This window comes from Streptomyces sp. NPDC028910 (assembly GCF_055564955.1).
Genome location: NZ_JBVHVF010000015.1, coordinates 26,586 through 47,196, shown reverse-complemented (window position 1 = coordinate 47,196; position 20,611 = coordinate 26,586). Strand labels below are relative to the sequence as shown.

The window sequence follows — 20,611 nt, the reverse complement described above, 5'->3', positions numbered from 1 at the left end:
GCCCGCAATGGCGCGGAGAGACGGGTTGCACAGGGTGGCCGCACGGTATGTCACGGAACTGGTAGGGGCGTTCGAGCGGTACGCGGATCGGCCCGCGATCGGGGTGGGTCCGGTCGTCCTGCGGTTCCAGGAGGTGCAGGACGGGGCCTGCCGGCTGGCCGGGGTGCTCTCCGATGCGGGGATCGGGCGCGGCTCGGGGCTGGCCTGTGTGACGGGCGCGAACCGGCCGGAGGTGCTGCTGGTACGGATCGCCGCGCACCTGCTGGGCGCGCGGCTGACCCAGGTTCTCGCCGGACCGGCCCTGTACGGGCTGGACTTCATCCTGCGGGACTGCCGGCCGGACCTGGTGCTGCACGACGTACCGGTGCCCGGCACCGGTACGCCCCGGCTCGGCCTGGACGAGGTGGTGCGGCGGGCCGCCCACCGCGAGTCCGCGGCGGTGTCCGTGCGGGCGCGCGAGGACGACATCGCGCGGGTGACGTACACCGGCGGGACCACCGGGCGGCCCAAGGGGGTGGCCTCCACCTTCGGCGCGATGGCCGCGCGCAACACCGTACGGCCGGCGGACTGGGCGGATCCGGTCTACCTGTCGGTGACTTCGCTGGCGCAGCGGTCCGGCGGGCGGTGCATGGAGCAACTGCGGGCCGGGGGGCGGGTGGAGATCCTCGACCCTTTCGGGCCGCGGGAGTTCGCGGCTGCCTGCCGGCGCCTGGGGCCGGTGTCCACGTACCTGACGACCTCGATGGTCTACCGGCTGCTGGAAGATCCGGTGACCGCCGACGGGGTGCCGGGGCTGGAGGTGGTCTCGTACGGCGATTCGCCCGTCCACCCCGAACGGCTGCGGGAAGCGGTGACCCGCTGGGGCGGCCGGTGGCGGCAGGGGTACGGCATGAACGAGGCCGCGGTGATCTGCCGCCTCTCCCCCGCCGACCACGACGCGGCGGTGGGCGGGCGGCCGGAGCTGCTGGCGTCGGTCGGGCGGCCCGTCGCGGGGGTGGAGGTCGAGGTGCGCGACGCGCGGGGCGCGGCGGTGGCGGCCGGACGCACGGGCGAGGTGTGGATGCGGTCGCGGGCGATGATGGCCGGGTACTGGGGCCGGCCCGCGCTGACGGCCGAGGTGCTGCGAGACGGGTGGCTGCGGACCGGGGACCTCGGGCACTTCGGCGAGGACGGCTACCTGTACCTCGACGACCGGGTCAAGGACGTGGTGATGGTCGACGGGGACAACGTGTACTGCGTACCGGTGGAGGCGGCCCTCGCTCGGCATCCCGCCGTGGCGCAGGCGGTGGTGGTGGGCCGGCACAGCGACCTCACCGGCGAGGAGGTGTGCGCCTTCCTGGTGCCGGCGGCGGGGTGTACGCCCGGCGCCGGGGAGGCCGGCGAGGCCTGTGACCTGGTGGAGCAGGAGCTGGCCCCGGCGCACCGGCCCACCGCGGTGTTCTGGGTGCGGGAGGTCCCGCTGACCGCGCGGGGCAAGCCGGACAAGCGCCGGCTGCGCGAGCGCGCGGCGGCGGCCGCTGCCGCTGCCGCTGCCGCTGCCGGGCGGGCGTAGCAGGACGGCGGGGGTGGGGCGGGCCGGGGCGGGCCTGGGCGGGGCGCCGAGACGGTCGGCGCCCCGCGGCGGCGTAGGCCTGGCGGCCGCCGCCGCGGTGGCCGCCGCCGGCGTCGCCGCGACCCCGGCGGGTCAGGCGGGTCAGGCGGGTCAGGCGGGTCAAGGCTGCCGTCGCCTCGCGGACTCATCGGTCGGCACGGCCGCGCTCGCTGCTCGCTACGCGGCCGGGACCACCGAGGCGCGTATCGCCGCGGCCCACTCCCCCAGCAGGACCGCGTGGCGGATCCGCTCCGCGTCGGAGAGGCGGCCCTCGGCGCGGGCGAAGAGGCGGCGGATGTCGGCGTTGATCTCGGCGAGGGAACGCTCGGGGGCGGGCTGGGCGTCTAGGTCGTCAGGGGTCGGGCTCACGTGATCAAGAGTAGGCGGGTCCTCTGACAACGGTGAACCACGTCCGTCATGCGGACGCCCCGATCGGGCCCGTCGTGTCCGGCCGGCCCCTTCCGCGCACCCCCGCTCATTCCGCGATCCGGGCGGCCCGGAACTGGAGGTAGCGGCGCTCCGGAATGCTGAGGGTGAGCCCGGCGGCCCGCGCGTAGGCGGCCCGCGCCGCCGCCCGGTCGCCTGCCATCTCCAGCAGGTGGGCCCGTACGGCTTCGAGGCGGTGATGGCCGGCCAGGCGGTCGTCCTCGTCCAGGGCGGCGAGCAGCTCGAGGGCCTGCCGCGGGCCGTGCACCATGGCCACCGCGACCGCGTGGCCCAGGCGCTCCACCGGTCCCGGGACCAGCCGGACGAGTACCTCGTACAGGGCGAGGATCTCCGCCCAGTCGGTGTCCTCGTCGCTCGCCGCCTCGTCGTGGACGGCCGCGATCGCGGCGCGCAGCTGGTAGGGGCCGAGCGGGGTGTGGGTGAGGGCGTCGCTGACCAGGGCGACCCCCTCGGAGATGGCGGCGCGGTCCCAGCGGGTGCGGTCCTGCTCGGCAAGGGGGATCAGGCTGCCGTCGGGCGCGGTACGGGCGGCGCGGCGGGCGTCGGTGAGCAGCATCAGGGCGAGCAGACCGGCCACCTCGCCGTCGGCCGGCAGCAGCGCGTGGACGGCGCGGGTGAGGCGGATCGCCTCGGCGGCGAGGTCGGGGCGTTGCAGCTCACGGCCCGAGGTGGCGGTGTAGCCCTCGTTGAAGATCAGGTAGAGCACGTGGAGCACGTCGGCGAGCCGTTCGGCGTGGTCCTGGCCCCGGGCGTGCGCGCCGTGCGGCAGGCCGAACGGCGCTTCGGAAGCCCTGATGCGCCGTTTCGCCCGGCTGATCCGCTGCGCCATCGTGGCCTCGGGCACCAGGAGGGCGCGGGCGATCTCGGCGGTGGTGAGGCCGCCCACGGCACGCAGGGTGAGGGCGATCCGGGCGGCGGGGGGCAGTTCGGCATGGCAGCAGAGGAAGAGCAGTGCGAGGGTGTCGTCCTCCGCGGGGGCGCGGCTCTCCCCCGGTGGCGGCGCCAGGAACTCGTCGCGCGGGGTCAGCGCGACGGCCGTCTCCTCGCGGCGCCTGCGCGCGTCCTCGCTGCGCAGCTGGTCCGTGAGCCGGCGGGAGGCGACGCGGATCAGCCAGCCGCGCGGGTTGTGCGGGCGGCCTTCCTCGGGCCACTGCCTGGCGGCGGCGAGCAGGGCCTCCTGTACGGCGTCCTCGGCGGCGTCGAAGTGTCCGTAGCGGCGGACGAGCGCGCCGAGGACCTGCGGCGCCAGCCGGCGCAGCAGGTCCTCGCTCGCGGGGGCGGCGTCGGGGTCGGGGTCGGTCAACACACCTCGTCCCCCGAGGCGCTGCCCACGGGATGGACGATGACCGGGTAGTTCGGCGCGCCCTCGGGGAGCGGACAGGCGTAGGCCCGGGCCGCGATCTCGGCGGCGCGGGCGAAGTCGGGGACGTCGACGATCCAGTAGCCGGCGAGCACCTCCTTTGCCTCCCCGTACGGTCCGTCGGAGACCACGGGGGCGCCGTCGGGGCCGGCGGTCACCAGACGGGCCTGGCGGGGTTCGGCGAGCCCCTGTCCGTCGACCCACTCGCCCGACTCGGCAAGCTCCTTGTTCAGGGCTTCCATGTGGTCGAACATCGCCTTGAGGTCGGCCTCGGACCATGCGGGACTGTCGCTGCTCGCCTTGCCGGCCATGGCGTCGTAGTCGGACTGCTTCCCGAGGACCATCAGCATGTACTTCATGGGGTGCCACTCCTTCTGCTGTGTGCCGCTTTGCGCTGCTCTGTTGCGTTCTGGTCTGGTCTGGTCTGGTCTGGTCTGGTCTGGTCTGGTCACAGGCTCCGGGATCGGGAGCCTCTCGTAAGGGACGTCGGAGCTGTCCTTCCCATTTCGACACGTCGGCCGTGGCCCCGCGCGACGGCTTCGCCTGCCGGAGGCGGACGCCGACCGGGATCCGGCACGGCCCGGGCCCATGACGCTGCCCACGCTGCCCATTACGCTGATCTCATGAAGATCATCGACCTGGAGCCCGGAGACTCGCGGCTCATCACGGACCTGTTCCCCGTGCTGCTCGAGCTCCGTCCCCACCTCACCGAGGAGCTCTTCCTGGGGGTCCTCGCGGAGGGTCACGGCCAGGGGCTGCGCTTCACCGCGGCGTACGACGCGGACGGCGGGTGCGTGGGCGCGGCCGGCTGGCGGATCGTCGCCAACACCTCGATGGTCCGCATGCTCTACGTCGATGACCTGGTCACCTCCGCCACCGCCCGTTCCACCGGTGTGGGACACGCGCTGCTGGCGCACCTGGAGGAGCGGGCCCGGGACGCCGGCTGCACCGCCCTCACGCTGGAATCCGGCACCCAGCGGACCGACGCACACCGCTTCTACTTCCGCGAGCGGATGGCCGTGACCGCCTTCAGCTTCGAGAAGCCGCTCGTCTGACGCGCACGAGGAGATCCGCTGGTTCACTCCGCTCGTCGAGGCCAATCTCTGCGGCCATGCCACATGGGCCACGGTGCACACGTTGCGCCGGGAGGGGCTGCTGGCCGGTGGCCGGGTGCGGTTCCTCAGCCGGTTCGGCGGCCTGCTCACCGCCACCGCGCACGGGGCGGGGTGGGAGGACGGGAAGGGCGGGGAGCGCGGCGGGGCCATCACCCTGGACTTCCCGGCAGCACCGGGACGGAGGTTCCCGTCCCCGAGGGCCTCGCCGACTCCCTCGGGTTCCGGCCCGAGGCCACCTTCCGTACCGGCACGCTGGGCGATCCGCTCACCGTGCTGCCCGACGAGGCCGCCGTACGGGAACTGCGGCCCGACCTCCGGGCGGTCGCGGCCCTGACCCGGCGCGAGGACCTGCGCGGGGACTTCGTCTCCCGTTTCTTCGCCTCGGCGAGGGGCATCCCCGAGGACCCGGTCACCGGCAGCGACCCGGTCACCGGCAGCGCCCAGACGGCGCTGACGCCCTACTGGGCGGCGCGGCTGGGCCGCACCGACACCCTCGCCGGCTCCCAGGCCTCCGCACGGCCCGGCCTGGTCAGGGGCGTGCTCCACGTGGGCCGCGTGTTCCTCACCGGGCACGTGGTCACCGTCCTGGAGGCCGCCCTGCGCGTCTGACGGGTCCTCGGGAAGCCGTGACCGAAACGTCGCCGCCCCGAGGCCCGATCGGGCTCGTCGGCGGCGAACGCGCTTGTTAGGTTCTGCCGAAGCCGACCCTGAAGGAACCGATCTCATGCACCCGTCCCGAGGACCCCGCCGGGGCCTGTGCACCGCAGCCGTGGCCGTCGTCCTGCTGGCGGGCTCCGCCGGCTGCGGCGACGAGGACGGCACGGGCCCGGCGGCGGCCTCGGCGCCGGCGTCCGGCCCGGCGTCCGCGTCGGGCCCGGTGTCGGCAGCCGCCTCGCAGTCCGCTGCCGCCTCTCCCTCGGCCCCTGCCTCCGCTCCCGTTCCCGCTTCCCCGTCCGGGTCCTCGGCACCCTCGGCGCCGCCCACGACCCGGGCCGCGACGCCTCCCCCGGCCCCGACCCGGCTGAAGGTCGCGGTGGACACCGCGGGCGGGCGGCTCGCCCTCGTACGTGGCGGCGCCGCGCAGGAGTTCACCGTCACCCTGCGGAACGGGAACTCCACCGACTACCGGCATCTGCTGGTCGCCTTCCAGATGGAGTTCCTCGTCGGCGAACCCGGCGACCAGCCGGGTACCTGGCCGGGTTTCCTGCTGGAGCGCTTCGACCGGGCCTCGGGCACCTGGCGCCCGGCGGACTTCCGCATCGCCAATGACTTCAAGCCGCCGTCCGTGTTCACGGGCGGCGGCCCGCTCGCCCGTGAGGCCGTCCGCGTCGAGCGGTACCGGCTGCGCGCGACCGCGGGCGGGCCTACGGGCAGCAGCCCGGTCGTGGTGTTCTTCATCGACACGGACGCCGACCGGGAGGCGGCGGCCCACGTGGTACTCGGCCACAGCACTAGCCAGGTCGCGGGCTAGAGCTTTCGCGTCGGGGCAGGCTCCCGGTCGGCCTCGCCGACGGCGAGCGCGGCGGTGCGCCAGGCGGCGGTGACGGCCCGGCGGGCCCGGTCCGTCGCCTCCGGCACCCGGTCGGGGAGGTGCAACGGCGAGCCGATGTGCACGTGGAGGCACGGCCTGCGCAGCGGGGCGGTGAAGACTCCGGCGAGCTGCTTGGCTCGGCTGCCGGAGCACAGGCGGCGGGCGCCCGCCTGACCGACGGGCACGACCGGGGCTCCCGTCGCGGCGGCGAGCCGGGCCAGGCCACTGCGGAAGGGGCCCGGGGCCGACTCCCCCGCGTCGCGGCGCGCCGGGAGCCCGCCTTCTCCGTAGAGCAGCACGCTGCGGCCCGAGGCGAGGGCGACGGCCGCGGCGTCCAGGGAGTCGGCGGCGCGGGCGGTGCCGCGGTGCACGGCGATGTGGCCCTCACGCCGGAGCGCGGAGCCGAGCAGCGGTACGCGCCACAGGCCGCCGGTGGCCAGGATGACGGGCTCGATCCCGTACCGGCGCAGCGCGGCCACCACGACGGCCGGGTCGGCGAGGGAGGTGTGGTTGGCGACGAGGATGCTGCCGGTGGCCGGCCGTGCCCCGGGGTCGGCGGTGACGGTCAGCCGCCCGAAGGCGGGTACGACGGCGGAGGCGATTCGGCTGAGCATGGACGGCCCCGTTCGGATCGTGCGGGTGGTGGTGCGGTTCGGTTCATGGTCGACCGGTGGGGCGGCACGGTCATGAGTAGGCGTACTCACGGAATATGACCGAACGGTCACAAGATCCGACTCGGGGAACGAGTGCGGGCACGGCGGACATCTAGGGATGCGGGGAGGCCCGTGGCCTCCCCGCACGGTATCGGCACGGTGTGAGCAGCAAGGCGGGGCGGGGCTGGGATGAAGGCGGTAACGGTGGCGGGCGGTTCCTCGGACGAGCCGGAGATGGGGGAGGGAACCGCCGTCCCGGTGGCGGAGCCCGAGGAGACGACCGAAGCCGTCGCTGACGGCGCACAGGATGAGGCAGCGGAAACGGCCGCCGAGGACGAGCCCGACGCCCCGCAAGCCACCACGGCGAACGCGACCCCGAAGCCGAAGCCAGCGGCCGAAGCCGAGCCCGAACCCACCGATGCGAAGGCCGAGGCAGAACCCGAGGCGGAGGCCGGGGCCGGGGCGGAGGCCGGGGCCGAAGCTGCGGTCCAGGCCGGGGTCAGGGCCGACCCCGCGGCAGGGGCGAAGGTCATGGCTGGAGCGGAGGCCAAGGCCGGGGCCACCGCCGAGGCTAGGGCCGAGGCCGAGGCCGAGGCCGAGGCGGACGCGGACGCGGTGGCCAAGGCGGAGGCGGAGGCCAAGGCAGAGGCGAAGGCCAAGGCAGAGGCGGAGGCGGAGGCCAAGGACAAGGACCGGGCCGAACCCGAGGCAGGAACCGGGGCCGAGGCAGGGGCCGGGGCCGAGGCACGGGCAGGGGCCGGGGCCGGGGCCGGGGCCGGGAGCGACGTCGAGCCCGGACCCAAGGCCGAGTTGGCCGCCGGGGCCGGGCCCGAGGCTGGGACCCGGGCCGGAGCCGAGACCGAGGCCGGAGCCGGAGCCGAGGCCAAGGCCGACGCCGACGCGGAGGGCCAGGCCGGGGTCGACGTGGACGGCCGGGCCGGGGCCGACGTGGACGGCCGGGGCGGGGCCGACGTCGAGGTTGCGGCCGACGTGGACGGCCGGGGCGAGACCGACGCCCAGGCCGGGGGCGACGTGGACGGCCGGGGTGGGGTCGACGTCGAGGTTGCGGCCGACGTGGAGGGTAGGGGCCGGGGCGGGGCCGGGGGGCGGGGTGGCGTCGACGGTCGGGCCGAGCTTCGGGGTGAGACGCGGGCTGGGGCTGGGTCGGGGTTCGAGGTTGGGTGTGACGGCGGGCGGGGCGGTGTGGATCGGCCCGCTCCGCGCGACGCGTCCGAAGGGGTTGCGGCCGACGATGAGAGCGCGGCGCGGGCCGCGGGCCCGCCGAGCGTGCCCTCCTGGGCGCGGGAGGGCGAGACGGACGCCGAGCGGACGAGCCAGTTCGTGGCGCTCAAGCGGCTCGACCACCCCGGACCCGTTGCCGCTCGGGCACAGCCGCAGCCGGCCGAAGCGCAGGTGGCCGGCCCGGCCGCCGCCGCGGCGGCGCCGTTGGAGCTGCTGGCCGAGCTCACCAACACCGCTCCCCCGCCGCAGACGCCCCGCCGCACCGCGCTGCGGCGCGTCAAGGTGTGGACGCCGGTCCTGCTCCTCCTCGCCGGGGTCTTCACCGGCGCGCAGTTGCTGCGCCCGCTGCCCGCCCCGAAATTCGTCGCCGCCGAGACGGACCACACCATCGACGGACAGTTCTCCATTCCCTGGCCCGCCAAGGGCCAGGGAGCCGTCCGCGTCCCGGGCTCCGGTGACATCGGCACCTTCGGCGAGCAGAAGCCCGTCCCGACCGCCAGCGTCGCCAAGGTGATGACCGCCTACGTGATCCTCAAGGGCCACCCGCTGCGCAAGACCGACACCGGGCCCGACATCACGGTCGACGCGAAGGCCGTGGCGGACGGCACCTCCGAGCACGAGTCCCGCATCGAGGGGCTCACCGCCGGAACGAAGTTCAGCCAGCAGGACATGCTCAAGATGCTCATGATCCCGTCGGGCAACAACGTCGCCCGCCTGCTCGCGCGCTGGGACACCGGCAGCGACTCCCAGGCCGCCTTCGTCGAGAAGATGAACGCCGCCGCCCGCGAACTCGGGATGAAGGACACCACGTACACCGACCCCAGCGGCCTGGACGCGGGCACCGTCAGTACCGCCGCCGACCAGCTGAAGCTCGCTGAGGCCGTGATGAAGGACGAGGCGTTCCGCGCGATCGTCGCCCTGCCCAACGCCAAGATCAAGGGCCTGCCGCGGCCGATCAACAACAACAACGACACCCTGCTCACCGCCCAGGGCCTCAGCATCCGTGGCATCAAGACCGGCTCCAGCACGCCCGCCGGCGGGGCCCTGATGTGGGCGGCGTACAAGGACGTCGGCGACGAGACCCCGCTGATCCTGGGCACGCTGATGGACCAGCGCGTGGACGGCCCGGACCCGGACGCGGTGAACAGCCTGGCGCTGGTGAAGACGAACAGCAAGAAGATCATCGAGGCCGTACGGACGGCCCTCGCCTCGGCCCCGGTCGTCCGCAAGGGCGAGACCGTGGGGTACATGGACGACGGGCTCGGCGGCAGGACCCCGCTCGTGGCCACGAAGGACCTGAACGTGATCGGAGTACCGGGCCAGCGGTTCAAGCTCTCCCTAGGCTCCGGTGCATCACCTGCGCCGCACACCGCGAAGGCCGGGACGGAGGTCGGCGTCCTGACGGTCGGTGAGGGCGAGGGGGCGAAGAGCGTGCCGGTGGCGGTGCGGGGGGACCTGGCCGAGCCCTCGTTCGGCACCCGGCTCACCCGCCTCGGCTAGGTTCTGCCTCCTTGCGGACACCCCCCGGGCGCTGTCGGGCCTGATGGTCACGGCCGTCACGGCGGTCGCGGCCGTCACGACCGTCACGGCGGTCGCGGCTCAGGACCGCGACCGCCTCACCGCTCAGGCGCCGGGCGGTACCCGGGACGGGCGGCCCGAGCCGCGCGTCAGGGAGTAACCGAAGATGCCCGCGAGGGCTCCGAGCACTCCGCCGGCCGCCGTCCAGATCCAGCGGCTCGACCACCAGCCGCCGGACCAGCCGTCCTCCGGTTCGCGCAGGGACGCGGTCACGGTGCCGGCGACCAGCGGAGCGGAGAGGGCTCCGTCCACCGCCTGGACGCCGCCGGTCTCCTTCACCTCGGCCTCGACGGCGGCGCGCACCGGCAGCCCGAGGTCCTCGTCCGGCAGGTCGACGACCGTCAGGCGTACGTAATAACTGCCCGGCAGCGGGTCGTTGGCCCACGGCTCGGCGCCGGCACGGACCGTGCGCAGGGTGCAGGACAGCTGGACCGTGGCGGCCTCCTTGGCCGCTGCCCCGCTCTGCGTGCCGTAAGTGCAGGCCTGCCGGCGGCGCAGTCCGTCGTACACGTCGAGCTGCCAGGTGGAGGCGCCGTGCCGGGCCGCCGGTGCGGGCAGCGTGACCGTGGCCTTCACCGTGACCCGCTGCTGCGCGTCGAGGGGCAGCACCCAGTAGAGGTAGTCGCCGCTGGACGCGTCGGCCGTGGCCCGCTGGCCGGGCCGGAACGCCGTGGCGGTACGGAAGCTGGTGCCCGCCTCGGTCGGAGCGGATTCGCCCTTGCCCGCGCCCGCGCTCGGGCTCGGGCTGGCGGTGGGGGTGGGACTCGCCGAGGACGTGTCCGCGAGTGCCGTACCCGCGGCCGTACCCGCCACCGTGAGGGCGGCGGCTGCGGCCAGAAGGGCGGCGGTCAGTGTGCGTAGGGTACGCATCAGTTGGTCCTCCAGACGGAGATGCGCCAGCGCGAGATCCATCCCCACACCAGACCGGCCAGCAGCCCGGCGAGCGCCAGCACGGCCAGCAGCCACCAGCCCCGCCCGAGGCCGAAGGACGCGACGTCGGAGGCCCCGTCGGGGCCGTCCACCAGATCGATGGTCAGCTCGACGGGCATGCCCGGGGTGGTCTTGACGGACGCGGGGGCGGAGAAGGAGTTGCTGACCTGGAGGCAGACGGTCTCGGCGGCGGGCTTCGCGTCCGTGTCCCCGTCCACGTCGTCGGTCTCGGCCTTCGGGTAGCGCAGGCCGGTCGAGAGGACGTCGGTACGCCCGTCGCCCGCCTCCGAGCCGCGCACGATCTCGCGCCCGTGGACGGTCGTGGCGCGCAACAGGACGCCGTAGTCGTTGTTGACGGCGCGGTCGGCGCCGATGCTCACGGAGGCGCGCAGTTCCTGGCCCGGCAGGACGTCCACCCGGTACCAGCGGTGTTCACCAAAGGTCTCGCGGTCGCTGTAGAGGCCGGCCTTCAGCTGCGGGGCGCCCTCGCACTGCTTCGCGCCCTCGGTCGCCACCGGGTTGACGACGGGGTCGGCTGCCCGGTCGACGAGTTGGCGCACTCTGCTGGAGAGTTCCGCCTTGTGCTGCACCGAGGTGTACGTACCGCCGGTGGCCTCGGCGATGCAGGTCAGCTGGGCCCGGGTCTTGGCGTCCGGGACCAGGCCGAGGGTGTCGATGACCAGGTGGATGCCCTTGGCGGCGATGTCGCGCGCCACTTCGCACGGGTCGAGCGGGGCGCAGGTGTCCTCGCCGTCGGTGATGAGGATGATCCGCTTGGTGGCGTTGCCGCCCTCCAGGTCCTGGGCCGCGCCGAGCAGGGCGGGTCCGATCGGGGTCCAGCCGATGGGGGCGAGCGTCGCGACGGCGGTCTTCGCCTCGGTCCGGTCGAGCGGCCCGACGGGGTAGAGCTGCTTGGTGTCCTTGCAGCCGAGCGCCCTGTCCTCACCGGGATAGTTGGCGCCCAGGGTCCGTATGCCGAGGCGCACCTCGTCGGGTACCGCGTCAATGACCTCGTTGAAGGCCTGCTTCGCCGCGGCCATCCGGGACTGGCCGTCGATGTCGTTCGCCCGCATGGAGCCGCTGACGTCCAGGACCAGGTCGACCTTCGGGGGTTCCTTCGCCGTCGGTCCGTCGGCGGCGGTGGCGCTCGCCGGGAAGAGCCCGACGGCCAGGGCGGCGAGCAGGCCGCACGCCCCGGCCGCCAGCCGTTTTCTTGTGATCATCGCCGGATCGTATTGAGGATCGTCCGGCAATCCAAAACGGGCTCCCGGCCGGGGCTTTGGGGGGCCGCGGGCCCTTGTCGTGCGTCTCGGCCGTGGCCGGGCCGGCGGGCGGAGCGGATCGGTGGATATCCGGGTGCAAGCGACGCTGCGGCCGCTTTAGGCTGCCGTGATGAGTACCCGTACCTTCCGTATCACGGTCCGCGGCTCGTTCGACGGTCTGACCGACGAGCAGACGGCCGAGCTGCTCGCGGCCGCGCCCGAGCACGACATGCTGCGCGCGGAGTTCACCGCCGAGGGGCACCTCACCTACGACCTCGCGGCCCGCCCCTTCTTCACCTTCCGCTTCCTGGATTCGGGCGAGGCCGAGGAGGACATCCTCGACGCGACGGCCCGCGTGGAACTGGCGGCGGAGAGCTGGCTGAGCGACCGTGGGTACGGCTTCAAGCAGTTGAGGTCGCAGGCCCAAGACCTCTCGATGGCTCCGCTGGGCAAGCGCGGGCGCCGGGAGGCCACCCGCGCCGACGTCCGGGCCTGACCGGTCAGTCGTCCTGAGCGTTCGCGGCGAAGACGGCCGCGAGGTGGGCGGCCAGCGGCTGCGGGGCGGGTGGGGAGATGCGGGCGCCGAGGTATCCGTCCGGGCGGATCACGAAGGCGGTGGGCTCTTCGACCGCGTAGAGGCGGGCGAACTCGCCGCCGGTGTCGCGATAGACCGGGAGTACGGTCGCCTCGGCCGGGGCATCGGCCCGGGCATCGGCGGGGGAACCGGCCGGGAGCACCAGGCAGGCAGCCATCCGGCCGCCGGAGGACTCCCATGCCGTCCGCGCGAGTTCGTCGAAGCCGGTACCGGCTCCGGTCCCGGTCCCGGCTCCCGCCCCCGCCCCCGCCCCGTACAGCAGGAGTACGTGTTCGCGGTCCCGTAGCAGGTCGTACAGGCGCAGCGGGTAGGCGGCGATCTGCCCGGTGAGGCCGCCGCAGTCCGGTGCCCGGTCGCCCGGCCGGGGTCCGGGGCCCTCGCCGGGCGGGTCCACGATCGGGCTGCCCCGGTAGCCGACGAGCAGTTGGGCCTCGCGCAGCATCAGCGTCGCCGGGTCCTCCGGGTCGGCCTGGACCCCCTCGGCGGCGTGCCGCACGGTGCGGCCGACGACCTCCTCGCCGACGGGCCGGCGTTCGGCGTCGTAGCTCGCGAGCAGGTCGGGGTGAGCGCGCCCGGCGATGGCGAGGGCGAGCTTCCAGGCCAGGTTCCAGGCGTCCTGGATACCGGTGTTCATGCCCTGGGCGCCGGTCGGCGGGTGGATGTGCGCCGCGTCCCCGGCCACGAAGACCCGGCCGTCGCCGTAACGGTCGACGATCCGGTGGCTGATGCGGAACACCGAGGCCCAGCGGATGTTGGAGGCGGTGGTGGGGCGCGGTGACAGCCGGTCCAGGACGGTCTGGATGTCGGCCAGTCCGGGGGCCCGGCCGCTCTGCAGGCCGTGGGCGACCCCGTCGGTCCCGTCCTCGGCCCGGCGGGCGGTGGACAGTTCGGGCGGCACCCTCATCGACACCCGGTACCGGCCGGGACCGGGCAGCGGGATGCACACCAGTGTGTCGTCGACCGTGCCGTCCTCGCCCCGGTGCATGGAGCGCACGGTGTACTCGTGCGGCAGGTCCCAGTCGAGTTCGACGTCGCCGAGCATGTACTCCTCGGGGAAGGCGCCGCCGGCGTAACTGAGCCCGAGCCCCTTGCGGACGATGCTGTGCGCGCCGTCGCAGCCCACCAGGAACCGGGTCCGTACCTCTTCCTCAGCGCCCGAGGGGTCGTGCAGGCGGCAGGTCACCCCGTCGGGGTCCTGGCCGAACCCCACCAGCTCGGTGCCGCGTTCGACGGAGGTCCCGAAGCGGCCCAGGAACTCTTCGAGGATGCGCTCGGTCTCGTACTGCGGCAGCGCCGCGAATCCGTACGGCACTTCCGGCGGCAGGGCGAGCTCGAGGCGCGACTTCTCGGCGCCGTTGACGTACGCCAGCTGTCCGCGCAGGGGGGCGGCCGCCTCCAGGGCGGTGCGGATCAGCCCCATGCGGTCCCAGATCTCCAGGGTGCGCGGCTGGATGCCCACGGCCTTCGCGAACGGCAGCCGGGCGGGCAGCCGGTCGACGATCCGGCAGGAGACGCCGCGCCTGCGGAGCTCCACGGCCGCCGTCAGCCCGACCGGGCCGGCGCCGACGACGAGTACGTCGGTTGTGTAGGTGTGCGCCACTGGCGTCTCCCGGCGTGCGGCCCCCGAACGGGTCGGTGCCCTTCCATGGTCGCCGCGCGCCGGGCGTCCGGCATCTTTACTCGATCACGAGGTCCACGTCGATGTTGCCGCGCGTGGCCCGGGAGTACGGGCAGACCTCGTGCGCCTGCTTGACCAGCAGGGCGCCCGTCTCGCCGGCCAGGGACTCGGGGAGCTCGACGCGCAGGGTGACGCCCAGGCCGAAGCCGGCGCCGTCCTTGCCGATGGAGACCTCCGCGGTGACCGAGACCTCGCTGGTGTCGGCCTTGGCCTGGCGGCCGACCAGGCCGAGCGCGCTCGCGAAGCAGGCCGCGTAGCCGGCCGCGAAGAGCTGCTCGGGGTTGGTGCCCTGTCCGTTGCCGCCGAGCGCCGGGGGCATGGCCAGGGCGAGGTCGATCTGGCCGTCGGAGCTGACGGTGCGGCCCTCGCGGCCGTTGGCGGTGGCGACAGCGGTGTAGAGCGCGTCCATGAGAGTTCCTCTCGCAGAAATGAACGGTGGCGGGCGGCCGGTGGTCGACCGCGCTCCATGAGTAGAGCACACAATTTAGTTGTGCACAATTAAATGCCTCGCAACCTCACGCCGGGTACACTGGACGTCATGACCCAGCAGCCGACCGCCACCCACCCCGACCAGGACTTCCTGCGCCTGGACAGCCAGATCTGCTTCGCGCTGAACGCCGCGAGCCGTGCCTTCGGCGGCCTCTACCGCGTCGTCCTCAAGGACCTGGGGCTCACCTACCCCCAGTACCTGGTGATGCTGGTGCTCTGGGAGCACGGCGAGATGCCGGTCAAGGACATCGGGCAGCACCTCCGGCTGGATTCGGGGACGCTGTCCCCGCTGCTCAAGCGGCTGGAGGCGGCCGGCCTGGTCCGCCGCGAGCGCAGCACCGAGGACGAGCGCTCCGTGCACGCCCACCTGACCGAGGAGGGCGCCGCGCTGCGGGCCCGCGCGGCGGAGGTGCCCCGGCGGATCGCGACCGCGACCGGCTTCGAGCTGTCCGAGATCCTCGATCTCCAGGCCCGCCTGAACCGGCTCACCGCCGCCCTCGACGCCGCCGCCCCCCTGGAGGCGTAACAGGCGCGAGCGCCTCCCGCGCCGGACACTGGTCCAAGGTCCGGGAGGCAGGAGGTACGCGATGGACCCGGTTGCGGCGCTGGACCGGATCGCCTTCCTGCTGGAGCGCGCGCAGGCGCCCACCTACCGGGTGCGGGCCTTCCGGACGGCGGCGGCCGCGCTCGTACGGATGGGCGAGCGCGAGGTGGCCGAACGGGCCGGCGTCGCCGGTTCCTTGGAGGCCGTCAAGGGCATCGGCCCCAAGACGGCCCAGGTCGTGCGGGAGGCGCTCGCCGGGGCGGTGCCGGCCTATCTGCAGCGACTGGAGGACGAGGCTGCCGCGCTCCCCGAGGGACGACAGCCGGCCACGCCCGCCGCCACCGCGCTGCGGGCGGCGCTGCGCGGGGACTGCCACGTGCACTCGGACTGGTCGGACGGCGGCAGCCCGATCGAGGAGATGGGCCGGACGGCGGCCGCGCTGGGCCACGAGTGGGCCGTACTGACCGACCACTCGCCGCGGCTGACGGTCGCGCGGGGGCTCTCCCCGGAGCGGCTGCGCGAGCAGCTGCGGGCGGTGGCCGAGCTCAACGAGACGTGGGTACCGTTCCGGCTGCTCACGGGAATCGAGTGCGACATCCTGGAGGACGGGGCGCTGGACCAGGAGCCGGAGCTGCTGGAGGGGCTCGACCTCGTCGTCGGCTCCGCGCACTCGAAACTGCGGATGGACGCGCCGGCGATGACCCGGCGGCTGCTGGCCGCGGTGCGCAATCCCCTGATGGACGTACTGGGCCACTGCACGGGGCGGCTGCTCACCGGGCGGACCCGGCCGGAGTCGCGGTTCGACGCCGAGGCCGTCTTCGCGGCCTGCGCGGAGACCGGAACCGCCGTGGAGATCAACAGCCGGCCCGAGCGGCTGGACCCGCCCCGGCGGCTGCTGCGCCTGGCCGTCTCGGCCGGGACCTTCTTCGCGATCGACACGGACGCGCACGCCCCGGGCCAGCTGGACTGGCAGGTCCTGGGCTGCGAACGGGCCGCGGAATGCAGCGTTCCGGCCGAGCGCGTCATCAACACCTGGGCGGCGGACGACCTCCTGACCTGGACCCGCACCCGGCTCGCACCTTAGGGGGTGCGGCGTTGCGTCGCCGCGGTTCGTCAGCCAGGGCTGGACCGGGAGCTGCGGAAGGTACGGCGGTAGGTGTCCGGGGGCACGCCGATGGTGCGGTTGAAGTGTCGGCGCAGCGTCGTGGCGGTGCCCATGCCGGTGGCCTCCGCGATGGCGTCGACACTGTCGCCGGTGGCCTCCAGTAGCTCCTGGGCGCGCCGGATCCGCTGGGTCAGCAGCCATTGCAGCGGGGTGGTGCCGGTCACCGACCTGAAGTGGCGGCCCAGGTTGCGCGAGCTCATGTTCGCCCGGCGGGCGAGGTCTTCCACGGTCAGCGCGTGGTCGAGCCGTTCGATCACCCAGGGGAACAGCTCGGCGAGCGGGTGGTCGTCCTGGGCGGGCACGGGGGTGGTGACGAACTGGGCCTGGCCGCCGGCCCGGTGCGGGGGCACGACCAGGCGGCGGGCGAGCGTGTTGGCGATCGCCGAGCCGTGGTCCTGGCGGACCAGATGCAGGCACAGATCCATCGCGGCGGCCTTGCCGGCGGAGGTGAGCACGCTGCCGTTGTCCACGTACAGCACGTCCGGGTCGACCTCCACGCGCGGATAGCGGGCGGCCAGCGCCTCGGTGTGCGCCCAGTGCGTGGTCGCGCGTCGCCCGTCCAGCAGCCCGGCTGCGGCCAGCACGAACGCGCCCGTGCACAGGGAGGCCACCCGCGCGCCCGCCTCGTGGGCCGCGCGTACCGCGTCGACCAGGTCGGCGGGCGGATCCACGTCGATGTCGGCCCACCCGGGGACGATCACCGTGTCGGCGTACGGGAGCCGTTCGAGCCCGCAGTCGGGCTCCAGCCGGAACCGGCCGACCCGCACGGCGCCCGGCCCGCAGACGGCCATGCTGTACCAGGGGTCGGCCACGCCGGACAGGTCCGCGCCGAAAACCTCGCAGGCCAAGGACAGTTCGAAGTGCAGCATTCCGTCGGTGACGGCCAGCGCGACAGTACCCATGTCCGAAATTGTACGGGCCATGTCGTTCCGGACACTCGTGCCGGACCGTTCCCACCGACAGGATGTTCTTGCAGCTGATCGTTCGAGCACGGGGAGAACTGATGGAAACCGGTCACACGGTCGCGGTGTTCGGCGCGTACGGGCACACCGGGCGCTTCGTGGTGGCGGAGTTGCGGCGTCGTGGATTCGTCCCGGTTCTGTCCGGGCGCGACGCGGACAAGCTGGAGGCGCTCGCGGCGTCCCATCCCGGGCTCGGCGCCCGACCGGCCACGGTCGACGACCCGGCCTGCCTCGACCGCGCGCTGGCCGGCGCGGCTGCCGTCATCAACTGCGCCGGGCCCTTCGCCACGACCGCCGCACCGGTCATCGAGGCGGCACTGCGCGCCGCGATCCCGTATGTGGATGTCGCGGCCGAAATCGAGGCCAATCTCGACACGTTCACGCACTTCGCGGATCGTGCCCGCGCCGCGGGCACCGTGGTGATCCCCGCGATGGCCTTCTTCGGCGGCCTCGGCGACCTGCTGGTCACCGCGGCGATGGGCGACTGGACGACAGCCGACGAGGCGCATGTCGCTTACGGGTTGAACAGCTGGCACCCCACAGCCGGAACCCGCGACGCGGGCACGGTGTCCCGGGAGCGCAGGGCCGGCCGGCGGGTCCGCTACAGCCACGGCCGGCTGGAGTACCACGATGACGCCCCGTCGACCCTGAAGTGGCCCTTTCCCGAACCGATGGGCACCCGGGCCGTGATCGGGGAGTTCAGCATGGCCGACGTCGTCACCGTCCCCAGCCACCTCGCCATCCCCGAGGTGCGCTCGTACATGACGGTCGAGGCGGCCGGAGACCTGGCGGCCGCGGACACACCGGCGCCGACCGTGGTCGACGAGCACGGCCGGTCCGGGCAGACCTTCCTCGTCGACGTCGTCGTGCGCTCCGGCGGCGCGGAACGGCGCGCTGTCGCGAGGGGGCAGGACATCTACGCCGTGAGCGCGCCGCTCGCGGTGGAGGCGGTCCACCGTGTCCTCACGGGGCGGACCAGGACGGTCGGTGTCGCCTCCGCCGGCGCGATCTTCGACGCGCCCGACTTTCTCCGCGCCCTGTCGGCGCACATTTCGCTCGAACTCCGCCAGTAGGCGCCGCCGTCATACGTCGTCCTTCAGGCGCCGCGGAGGCCGGGAGAGGGCGGCTGGTCCGGCCCGGTCCTGACGCCTGCCGCCGGCGCCGCCGCTCGCGGCGAAGGCCGCTCCCGGCGGTTGGGTACGGCCGGGGGCGGAAGCATGCCGGCGTCAGGACCGGTCTGCCGGCGGGGGTGCGCTCGGGTGACCCCGGCCGGGCAGCCCGCCCGCGCGGCGGGGATGCGGGAAACCGCCCCGGGAGGGGGAAGTACCGGGGCAGGCGTGCATCCCACCCTTTCAACGAGCATCCGCCAAAACGGTTCTGCACCGTGAGCCGCGCGGACCAACGGAAGCCGCCCGCCTCACCCGGCGAGCCCGAGGACCAGCAGGACCACGTCGGCTCCGGCCACGGCCATCGTGGCCAGGAACGGGAGCCTTCCGGCGGGCCGGCGGGCGGCGAGGAGCAGCGTCGCCGTCGTCGCGGCCAGCAGCCCCCAGCCGTACGGCGTCACCCGCCCGGGCGGTCCCACGACCAGGGCGGCGGTCGAGCCGAGGACGAGCAGACCGGCCAGCGCGGCCGAGGACCGTACGCCGAGCCGCTGCGGCAGCCCCAGGACCCCGGTGGCCAGGTCGTCGTCGATGTCGGGCAGGACATTGGCGAAGTGCGCGCCCGCGCCGAGCAGGGCGGCGGCGGCCGTGAGCCACGGTGGCGGCCAGGGCGCGCCGGGCAGGCCGAGGGTGACGAAGGCGGGCAGCAGGCCGAAGGCCAGGGCGTACGGGACCCAGGAGGCGGCGGTGCTCTTCAGCCGGAGGTTGTAGCCCCAGGCGGCCGCCACGCCGACGAGGTGCACGGCGCCGGCGAGCAGCCCGCCGGCCAGCGAGAGCGGGACGCAGAGCGCCAGCGCCAGGGCCGCCGCCCGGGTGACGGCAGCGGGTGACACCGTACCGGCGACCAGGGGTTTGTCCCGTCGGCCGGTGGCCAGGTCGCGCCGCAGGTCGGCCCGGTCGTTGCACCAGCCCACCGACAGCTGTCCGGCGGCCACCGCGGCCACCGTGACGGCCGCTCCCGGCAGGCCCCGCCCCGCTGCGGCCGCCAGGGCGGCGGCGAAGAGGGTTACGGCGGCCGCGGGCAGCGGGTGACATGCCGCCAGCAGGCCTGCGATCAGGCCCGTGACCGTACGTCCGGACTCGGCGGTCACGGCAGTCACGGTGACATCGGCATTCTCGGTGATCTCGGTGATCTCGCTCAAGTGCGTGGTTCGCGCGGGCACGGCGACACGCTATGCTGCGCCGCGCCCGGTTCGTCTGATTCATAACGATGTGTCAGTTATTTCCTATGGTGAATCAATGACACGTGTTCTGGCAGTGCGCAGCGTGTTCCCGCCCCATCGCCACCCCCAGTCCGAGATCACGGAGGCGCTCGCCCGCTTCCTGCCCCCCGGCTCCGACACCGCCCTGCTGCGCCGGGTCCATGCCTCGGTGCGCGTGGAGGGCCGTCACCTCGCGCTTCCGCTGGAGCGTTACGGGCCGGGGAACGACTTCGGCGCGACGAACGCCCTTTTCCTCCAGACGGCTCTGGAGCTCGGCGCCGAGGCCCTCGCGCTCGCCCTCGCCGACGCCGGTCTGGCGGCGGGAGAGGTCGATCTGGTCATGTCGACGACGGTGACCGGACTCGCGACGCCCTCTCTGGAGGCCCGCCTCGCCACCCGCGGCGGGCTCCGCCCCGACGTGCGGCGGGTTCCCCTCTTCGGCCTCGGCTGCGCGGCCGGCGCCGCCGCTCTCGGCCATCTCCACGACCATCTGACGGGCCGGACCGGCCACGCGGCCCTCCTGCTGTCCACCGAGCTCTGTTCGCTCACCCTCCAGTGCGGGGACACCTCGATGGCGAATCTGGTGGCCGGTGCCCTCTTCGGCGACGGGGCGGGCGCCCTGCTGGCGGTGGGCCGCGACCATCCCCTGCACGCCACCGGCGCCGGACCCGAAGTGGTGGCCGCCCGCAGCCGCATCTACCCGGGCACCGAGCACCTCCTGGGCTGGGACATCGGCCACTGGGGCATGCGCATGGTGCTCGGCCGCGAACTCCCCGACCTGGTCAGCCTGCACGTGGCGGAGGAAGTCGAGACCTTCCTCGCCGCACACCACCTCAAGCCCGCGGACGTCGACGCGTGGATCTGTCATCCCGGCGGCCCGAAGATCCTCGACGCGCTCTCGGACGCGCTGGCGCTGCCGGATTCGGCCTTCGCGGCGAGCCGGCGGTCGCTGGCGACCGTGGGAAACCTGTCCTCCGCCTCGGTCCTGCACATTCTGGACGACGTCCAGAGCGCGGGGCCGCCTCCTCCCGGGTCGGTCGGGCTCATGCTCGCCTTCGGTCCCGGCTTCGCCTCCGAACTCGTCCTCCTGCGCTGGTGAGCCCG

The 20,611-nt window shown here is 74.1% G+C and carries 20 protein-coding genes; 10 read left to right on the top strand and 10 right to left on the bottom strand.

Annotation, left to right across the window (positions count from 1 at the left end; translation table 11 throughout):
* Positions 1-34 precede the first annotated feature (34 nt).
* A complete protein-coding gene (locus ACZ4TV_RS19360; RefSeq protein WP_468135891.1) occupies positions 35-1,552 on the top strand; it encodes an AMP-binding protein in 1,518 nt (505 codons plus the stop codon).
* A 216-nt stretch (positions 1,553-1,768) separates the two neighbouring features.
* Here the strand turns inward: ACZ4TV_RS19360 and ACZ4TV_RS19355 are convergent, their stop codons facing one another.
* From ACZ4TV_RS19355 to ACZ4TV_RS19345, 3 genes are all read right to left on the bottom strand, one after another.
* Positions 1,769-1,960 (bottom strand): hypothetical protein, encoded by a 192-nt coding sequence (locus ACZ4TV_RS19355; RefSeq protein ID WP_468135890.1) that lies wholly within the window; start codon positions 1,958-1,960, stop codon positions 1,769-1,771.
* 106 nt (positions 1,961-2,066) lie between these two features.
* Complete coding sequence (locus tag ACZ4TV_RS19350; protein ID WP_468135889.1) at positions 2,067-3,341, bottom strand: RNA polymerase sigma factor; 1,275 nt, start codon at positions 3,339-3,341, stop codon at positions 2,067-2,069.
* A complete protein-coding gene (locus ACZ4TV_RS19345) occupies positions 3,338-3,757 on the bottom strand; it encodes a YciI family protein (protein WP_468135888.1) in 420 nt (139 codons plus the stop codon). The genes ACZ4TV_RS19350 and ACZ4TV_RS19345 overlap by 4 nt, the downstream gene beginning before the upstream one ends.
* A 264-nt stretch (positions 3,758-4,021) precedes the next feature.
* Between ACZ4TV_RS19345 and ACZ4TV_RS19340 the strand changes: the two genes are divergently transcribed.
* The 3 genes from ACZ4TV_RS19340 to ACZ4TV_RS19330 all read left to right on the top strand — a co-directional run bounded on the left by ACZ4TV_RS19340 (position 4,022) and on the right by ACZ4TV_RS19330 (position 5,984).
* Positions 4,022-4,453, top strand: coding sequence for a GNAT family N-acetyltransferase (locus ACZ4TV_RS19340; protein WP_468135887.1), 432 nt, complete (start codon positions 4,022-4,024; stop codon positions 4,451-4,453).
* A gap of 13 nt (positions 4,454-4,466) precedes the next feature.
* Positions 4,467-4,847 carry a PhzF family phenazine biosynthesis protein gene (locus ACZ4TV_RS19335; RefSeq protein WP_468136015.1) on the top strand — a complete coding sequence of 127 codons (381 nt, stop codon included), beginning with the start codon at positions 4,467-4,469 and terminating at the stop codon, positions 4,845-4,847.
* A 390-nt stretch (positions 4,848-5,237) separates the two neighbouring features.
* On the top strand, positions 5,238-5,984 hold the full coding sequence (locus ACZ4TV_RS19330) for a hypothetical protein (protein ID WP_468135886.1): 747 nt from the start codon (positions 5,238-5,240) through the stop codon (positions 5,982-5,984).
* On the opposite strand, the gene ACZ4TV_RS19325 is transcribed toward ACZ4TV_RS19330, so the two are convergent.
* On the bottom strand, positions 5,981-6,658 hold the full coding sequence (locus ACZ4TV_RS19325) for a lysophospholipid acyltransferase family protein (RefSeq protein WP_468135885.1): 678 nt from the start codon (positions 6,656-6,658) through the stop codon (positions 5,981-5,983). The two genes, ACZ4TV_RS19330 and ACZ4TV_RS19325, sit on opposite strands and share 4 nt — an antisense overlap.
* Before the next feature lie 228 nt (positions 6,659-6,886).
* Between ACZ4TV_RS19325 and ACZ4TV_RS19320 the strand changes: the two genes are divergently transcribed.
* Positions 6,887-9,439: a D-alanyl-D-alanine carboxypeptidase family protein gene (locus tag ACZ4TV_RS19320; protein ID WP_468135884.1), complete on the top strand. Its 2,553-nt coding sequence runs from the start codon at positions 6,887-6,889 to the stop codon at positions 9,437-9,439.
* Between the two features lie 123 nt (positions 9,440-9,562).
* Here the strand turns inward: ACZ4TV_RS19320 and ACZ4TV_RS19315 are convergent, their stop codons facing one another.
* Together ACZ4TV_RS19315 and ACZ4TV_RS19310 are read right to left on the bottom strand one after the other, a co-directional pair.
* On the bottom strand, positions 9,563-10,387 hold the full coding sequence (locus ACZ4TV_RS19315) for a hypothetical protein (protein WP_468135883.1): 825 nt from the start codon (positions 10,385-10,387) through the stop codon (positions 9,563-9,565).
* Positions 10,387-11,670, bottom strand: a complete 1,284-nt coding sequence (locus tag ACZ4TV_RS19310; protein WP_468135882.1) for a VWA domain-containing protein — start codon at positions 11,668-11,670, stop codon at positions 10,387-10,389. Before ACZ4TV_RS19310 ends, ACZ4TV_RS19315 begins: the two co-directional genes overlap by 1 nt.
* Positions 11,671-11,839: 169 nt before the next feature.
* On the opposite strand from ACZ4TV_RS19310, the gene ACZ4TV_RS19305 reads away from it, so the two are divergent.
* Positions 11,840-12,205, top strand: a complete 366-nt coding sequence (locus ACZ4TV_RS19305; protein ID WP_468135881.1) for a DUF6204 family protein — start codon at positions 11,840-11,842, stop codon at positions 12,203-12,205.
* Between the two features lie 4 nt (positions 12,206-12,209).
* Here the strand turns inward: ACZ4TV_RS19305 and ACZ4TV_RS19300 are convergent, their stop codons facing one another.
* Positions 12,210-13,904, bottom strand: coding sequence for an FAD-dependent monooxygenase (locus ACZ4TV_RS19300; protein ID WP_468135880.1), 1,695 nt, complete (start codon positions 13,902-13,904; stop codon positions 12,210-12,212).
* Between the two features lie 76 nt (positions 13,905-13,980).
* Positions 13,981-14,391: an organic hydroperoxide resistance protein gene (locus ACZ4TV_RS19295; protein ID WP_030770995.1), complete on the bottom strand. Its 411-nt coding sequence runs from the start codon at positions 14,389-14,391 to the stop codon at positions 13,981-13,983.
* 129 nt (positions 14,392-14,520) lie between these two features.
* On the opposite strand from ACZ4TV_RS19295, the gene ACZ4TV_RS19290 reads away from it, so the two are divergent.
* Together ACZ4TV_RS19290 and ACZ4TV_RS19285 are read left to right on the top strand one after the other, a co-directional pair.
* A complete protein-coding gene (locus tag ACZ4TV_RS19290; protein WP_468135879.1) occupies positions 14,521-14,997 on the top strand; it encodes a MarR family winged helix-turn-helix transcriptional regulator in 477 nt (158 codons plus the stop codon).
* A 61-nt stretch (positions 14,998-15,058) separates the two neighbouring features.
* Complete coding sequence (locus ACZ4TV_RS19285; RefSeq protein ID WP_468135878.1) at positions 15,059-16,099, top strand: PHP domain-containing protein; 1,041 nt, start codon at positions 15,059-15,061, stop codon at positions 16,097-16,099.
* Positions 16,100-16,128: 29 nt separating this feature from the next.
* On the opposite strand, the gene ACZ4TV_RS19280 is transcribed toward ACZ4TV_RS19285, so the two are convergent.
* Complete coding sequence (locus tag ACZ4TV_RS19280; protein ID WP_468135877.1) at positions 16,129-17,082, bottom strand: helix-turn-helix domain-containing protein; 954 nt, start codon at positions 17,080-17,082, stop codon at positions 16,129-16,131.
* Between the two features lie 101 nt (positions 17,083-17,183).
* On the opposite strand from ACZ4TV_RS19280, the gene ACZ4TV_RS19275 reads away from it, so the two are divergent.
* Positions 17,184-18,215 carry a saccharopine dehydrogenase family protein gene (locus tag ACZ4TV_RS19275; RefSeq protein ID WP_468135876.1) on the top strand — a complete coding sequence of 344 codons (1,032 nt, stop codon included), beginning with the start codon at positions 17,184-17,186 and terminating at the stop codon, positions 18,213-18,215.
* A gap of 344 nt (positions 18,216-18,559) precedes the next feature.
* Here the strand turns inward: ACZ4TV_RS19275 and ACZ4TV_RS19270 are convergent, their stop codons facing one another.
* Positions 18,560-19,468, bottom strand: a complete 909-nt coding sequence (locus tag ACZ4TV_RS19270) for a UbiA family prenyltransferase (RefSeq protein ID WP_468135875.1) — start codon at positions 19,466-19,468, stop codon at positions 18,560-18,562.
* 76 nt (positions 19,469-19,544) lie between these two features.
* Between ACZ4TV_RS19270 and ACZ4TV_RS19265 the strand changes: the two genes are divergently transcribed.
* Positions 19,545-20,606, top strand: coding sequence for a type III polyketide synthase (locus ACZ4TV_RS19265; protein WP_468135874.1), 1,062 nt, complete (start codon positions 19,545-19,547; stop codon positions 20,604-20,606).
* Positions 20,607-20,611 lie beyond the last annotated feature (5 nt).

Excerpts from the sequence above, each read along its gene's own strand:
- ACZ4TV_RS19345 (WP_468135888.1), bottom strand. The coding sequence starts at position 3,757 with ATGAAGTACATGCTGATGGTCCTCGGGAAGCAGTCCGACTACGACGCC.
- ACZ4TV_RS19340 (WP_468135887.1), top strand. The coding sequence starts at position 4,022 with ATGAAGATCATCGACCTGGAGCCCGGAGACTCGCGGCTCATCACGGAC.
- ACZ4TV_RS19330 (WP_468135886.1), top strand. The coding sequence starts at position 5,238 with ATGCACCCGTCCCGAGGACCCCGCCGGGGCCTGTGCACCGCAGCCGTG.
- ACZ4TV_RS19325 (WP_468135885.1), bottom strand. The coding sequence starts at position 6,658 with ATGCTCAGCCGAATCGCCTCCGCCGTCGTACCCGCCTTCGGGCGGCTG.
- ACZ4TV_RS19320 (WP_468135884.1), top strand. The coding sequence starts at position 6,887 with ATGAAGGCGGTAACGGTGGCGGGCGGTTCCTCGGACGAGCCGGAGATG.
- ACZ4TV_RS19315 (WP_468135883.1), bottom strand. The coding sequence starts at position 10,387 with ATGCGTACCCTACGCACACTGACCGCCGCCCTTCTGGCCGCAGCCGCC.
- ACZ4TV_RS19310 (WP_468135882.1), bottom strand. The coding sequence starts at position 11,670 with ATGATCACAAGAAAACGGCTGGCGGCCGGGGCGTGCGGCCTGCTCGCC.
- ACZ4TV_RS19305 (WP_468135881.1), top strand. The coding sequence starts at position 11,840 with ATGAGTACCCGTACCTTCCGTATCACGGTCCGCGGCTCGTTCGACGGT.
- ACZ4TV_RS19295 (WP_030770995.1), bottom strand. The coding sequence starts at position 14,391 with ATGGACGCGCTCTACACCGCTGTCGCCACCGCCAACGGCCGCGAGGGC.
- ACZ4TV_RS19290 (WP_468135879.1), top strand. The coding sequence starts at position 14,521 with ATGACCCAGCAGCCGACCGCCACCCACCCCGACCAGGACTTCCTGCGC.
- ACZ4TV_RS19285 (WP_468135878.1), top strand. The coding sequence starts at position 15,059 with ATGGACCCGGTTGCGGCGCTGGACCGGATCGCCTTCCTGCTGGAGCGC.
- ACZ4TV_RS19280 (WP_468135877.1), bottom strand. The coding sequence starts at position 17,082 with ATGGGTACTGTCGCGCTGGCCGTCACCGACGGAATGCTGCACTTCGAA.
- ACZ4TV_RS19275 (WP_468135876.1), top strand. The coding sequence starts at position 17,184 with ATGGAAACCGGTCACACGGTCGCGGTGTTCGGCGCGTACGGGCACACC.
- ACZ4TV_RS19265 (WP_468135874.1), top strand. The coding sequence starts at position 19,545 with ATGACACGTGTTCTGGCAGTGCGCAGCGTGTTCCCGCCCCATCGCCAC.